The organism is Gemmatimonas sp. (assembly GCF_044345575.1).
Taxonomy (GTDB): domain Bacteria; phylum Gemmatimonadota; class Gemmatimonadetes; order Gemmatimonadales; family Gemmatimonadaceae; genus Gemmatimonas.
In genome coordinates, this window is sequence record NZ_JBIJAW010000308.1 from 1 (window position 1) to 3804 (window position 3804).

Below are 3804 nucleotides of genomic sequence, written 5' to 3' on the forward strand. Positions count from 1 at the left end.
GCGCCCGTTTGCGTCGGTGGCGCCTTCATTGCGCACAGTGCTCGTCCCGCCGGTCACTGCCACCGAGACGGTGGCCCCGACCAGCGGATTGCCCTCGGCGTCGCGCGCCGTGACTTCGAGCAGCGTGGAATCCCCCGGCGCGCTGATCACCGGGTCGGTGAGGCGGAGGCTGCTGCGGGTAAGGCTCAGCGTGGTCGCCCCGATGCTCACGTTCACCGGACGGAGCAGGGTGTAGTCGGCAATGGCCACGATCTGGGCGCTCTGCGTCAGCGAGCTGCCGATCGTGCCGGTCGTGACGCCGAGGGTAGTGGTGAGCGCACTCGGTTGCGTGACCCGCCACTCCCGGCCGCGGCCGCTCAGCCACACCGGCACGTTGGGGACGGGGAGCCCGAGCGCCGTGCGCGTCGTGACGGTCACGACGGTCGTGGCCGCCGCGAGGAGCGAGGTATTCGCCGCCACCACCAGCGACTGCGCGCTATCCACCGCCGTCGACGGCGCGCCGGCGGGCGAGACGACGAGCGACAGAGTGCGCGTGCTGCGGCTGCCGCTGTCATCGACCACGGTGACGCTCAGCGGATAGCTGCCGGCGCTGGCGTACACGGTCTTCGCCTGGGTGCCGGCGACCTGGGTCGCGCCGTTCCCGAGATCCCACTCGTAGTGCACCACCGAGCCGTCGCGATCGAGCGAGTACGAGGCGTCGACCGTGACGGTGTCCCCGGGCCGCGGCCAGCGCGGCGAGACCGTGAACAGGGCGGTGGGGGCGACGTTGGCGGTATTGCTGCGTGGGCCGCTCGTGGTCGGCTCACTCGGCGTCAACGGCAACGCGCTATCGCCGCGGCATCCCCATACGAACAAGGAGGCCGCGAGCAGCTGCCATACGCGGTGAGCAACACGACCAGTCGAGCTCATGATTCAGTCGGTGGAACGCCGAATCCGTCGCGCTCGTCGTGAAGGAGAGAGCTGGTAATTCATGTCTCCTGAAAGGACGACGATGACCTGACGCAGGTTACGGGACCGTGACGCCCCACTTCCAGCCAAGGTAGCGCTCCACGATCTGGCGGTCGGTCGTCGACAGGGCGCCGTTGAAGACGAGTACCTCGCCGATCGCTCCGGTGAACGACTGCGCGCTGGACACACTGCCGCTCCGCCCCAAGATGATGGGCTGCATGGTGCTGAACGCAACGTTGTTACTGGTGGCCACAAAGGTACCGTTACCCCAAACGCTGGTGCTCAAAAAACTTTGCACCGCGCTGAAGATCGTGGGCGCCCCGTTCACGATGGATACCCCGCCGCTACTGGGCGCGCAGCTGGCCCCCAAAAGGGCGTCCGCGCGGGTCTGCAGTACCCAGCGGCCTCCCACGGCCTTGATGCTGGTAAGTGGCGTGGCGTTGGCTGCAGGATCGCGATCGAGCAGATACGTGCCATCAGTGCCAGCGCAGGTGCCACTCGATACGGTACCTGTATGGCTGAACACGATGAACACACTGCGTGCGAAGGTAATCCCATACGATACGGTGTTGCCGAGCAGGGCACTGTTTCCGCTGAATACGACGGCCGGGCGGGCGTTGATGACGGAAGCGTTCCGATTGGGCTGCTGCCCCGGAGTTGACTGCGCGACGGTGCGGGCGGAGCCGGCACGGTCGCGCCATGTGGCGACGCCGGTGGCCCCGTTCAGGGTGAACGAGGACGCATCCTGCGCGTCGAGATGGATGGTACGTGTCCCCGGAAGCTGGCCGGTGCCTCTGAACACGACGTTCGGTCCCTGATTTTCCAACCATGATTGCCACACGGTGAGCCGATTGCTGCCGTTGTCGAGGCGCCAGCTGCCACTGGGGATACTCATGTAGCCGGTTGCATCGGTCTGCCCTTGCTGGACCAAACCATTATTCAGCCTGCCACCGCCCTCGGTCACCTGCCAACGAAGCGTTACTCCCTGGAGGCCGTTGCCATTGCCGTCTGAGAGACGAACCCGAAGCCCGATGGCCGGGCTGGTGCCCGCGTTGGCTTCCTGAGTGTCGCCCGCATCGATTTCAAGAATGCCCGCGCCCCACTTGGCCATCAGGCTCAGGGTGTACGTCTGCAGGTCCGCGTCGCTCACGGCCCGCGGAATGAGTACCACTTCGCCGATGTCGCCACTGTACCACTCGGCAGCATGTCGGCCGACTGTGGCGCCGCTGAAGGTGGTGACGCCGCCCACCGTATTATCGCTCGCGATGTTTCTGTTGTTAATGCGCAGCGTTCTGGTGCCATTGGCGTACTGCACCGACCACACCCGCGTGGCCTGCTCCGTGCTAGTCCCGAACGGTGATACGCTAACGGAGAGCGAACCCGTACCGTGTGAGACATATGCCGTGCTTCCAGAGCTATAGCCCACGATGGGAACGCCGTTAGTGCCTGCGTTGGCCCGACCGAACACGCCTCCGGCCCCGTCGGCGCGACGGCGTTCCACCACCACCAGCGTGTAGGCTCCGGTCCCGCTCCACGGCCGATCCGCGAGCGTCATGAAATTCGTGGTCCCGTTAAAGCGAAGCACCTGCTTGGAGGGTTGCAGGCCGCCCACTCGTGTGGGCCCTGACGCGGCCGCGGCCGTGAAGTGTCGCCCCGCCCCGGACTTGTCGCGCCACTCCGTGACCGTACCGCTCGTGGTCGTGATCGTGCTGGCATCGGTGGCATCGACCCAGAGCGCCGGGTCGCAGATCGCGACCGACACGCACACGGAACCGGTGGTCGCCGTGAAGTCGGCGCTTTGCGTTCCGTAGGTCGCGCGCAGCGTGTTGGTGCCGTTGCCAAGGGTCCACGACGCGGTGGCTTCGCCGTTGGCGTCGGTGGTGGTCGTCGCGCTGGCGAGGGTGCCGCCGCCGGCGATTACCTGCCACGTTATCGTGGCGCCGGCCAGCGGCGCGTTGGCGGCGTTGGTCACGCGCACCTTGGGCGGGGTCGTCGCGACCGCCCCGAAAGTGCCGACCTGCGACTGCCCCGCCGTGGCCGTGAGCGTGCCCAGCGACCACTTGACCATTAGCGCGTTGCTGAGTGCGGTGAACTCGGCGTCGCTCAGCGACCGCCGGAAGAGGATCACCTCGCCCACGTCCCCATCGTAGTACACGGTGGCGGTACCGGTATTCAGGCGGCCGATGGCCGCGCCGGTCCAGGAGACGACACCGAGCGAGCCGGCATCGCCGGCGAGCAGGGCCGTGTTGCTGTAGAGCGAACGGAAGCCGGTCGTCCAGCGACCGACAGTGACGCGGCCCGGCTCGGCGGCGACGCTTGTGAACGCCGGCACGGCGGCGTCGAGGTTGTCCGTGTGCGTGGCGAAGCGCAGCGACGTGCCGCTCTGATAGCCCAGCTGCAGGTTGTTGGATACGAGCGCCGTGGTGCCGCCGATGACGAAGTTCGTGCTTCGTCCCGAGCGCCGGCGGTCGACGACCACCAGTGTATAGGGCGTCCCGCTGGCGACGTCGGTAATCGGGATGAACTGCGTGACGCCGTTGAAGCGGAGCGCCGTGCGGCCATTGAACCCGCCGGCAACGACGGTGGGACCGGCGGTGGCCGAACTATGTCGCTGCGCGCCGCTCTTGTCCTGCCACCCCGTCAGCACGCCGCCGCTCTGCGTAATGGTGGTGGCGTCACTGGCATCGAGCCAGAGTGCCGCGTTGCACGCGCCGTACACGGCGGGCGCAGCGGCGGTGACACTCGCGGTCGAGGGTAAGGGCGTGCCACTCACGCTGGCCGTTACGGTCAGCAGGGCGCCGCCGCACGTGGTGGGCTCGATCACGACCACGCGGCGCCCGTTTGCGTCGGTGGCGC

General features: G+C 67.4%; 1 protein-coding gene and 1 pseudogene. Both read right to left on the reverse strand.

What is annotated here, in order from left to right; all coding sequences use genetic code 11:
• On the reverse strand, window positions 1-909 hold a 909-nt coding region (locus tag ACIQ6O_RS14170), incomplete at its 3' end, for a PKD domain-containing protein (RefSeq protein ID WP_396208432.1).
• Window positions 910-1006: 97 nt separating this feature from the next.
• Window positions 1007-3804, reverse strand: a pseudogene (locus tag ACIQ6O_RS14175) (hypothetical protein); the annotation flags it as partial.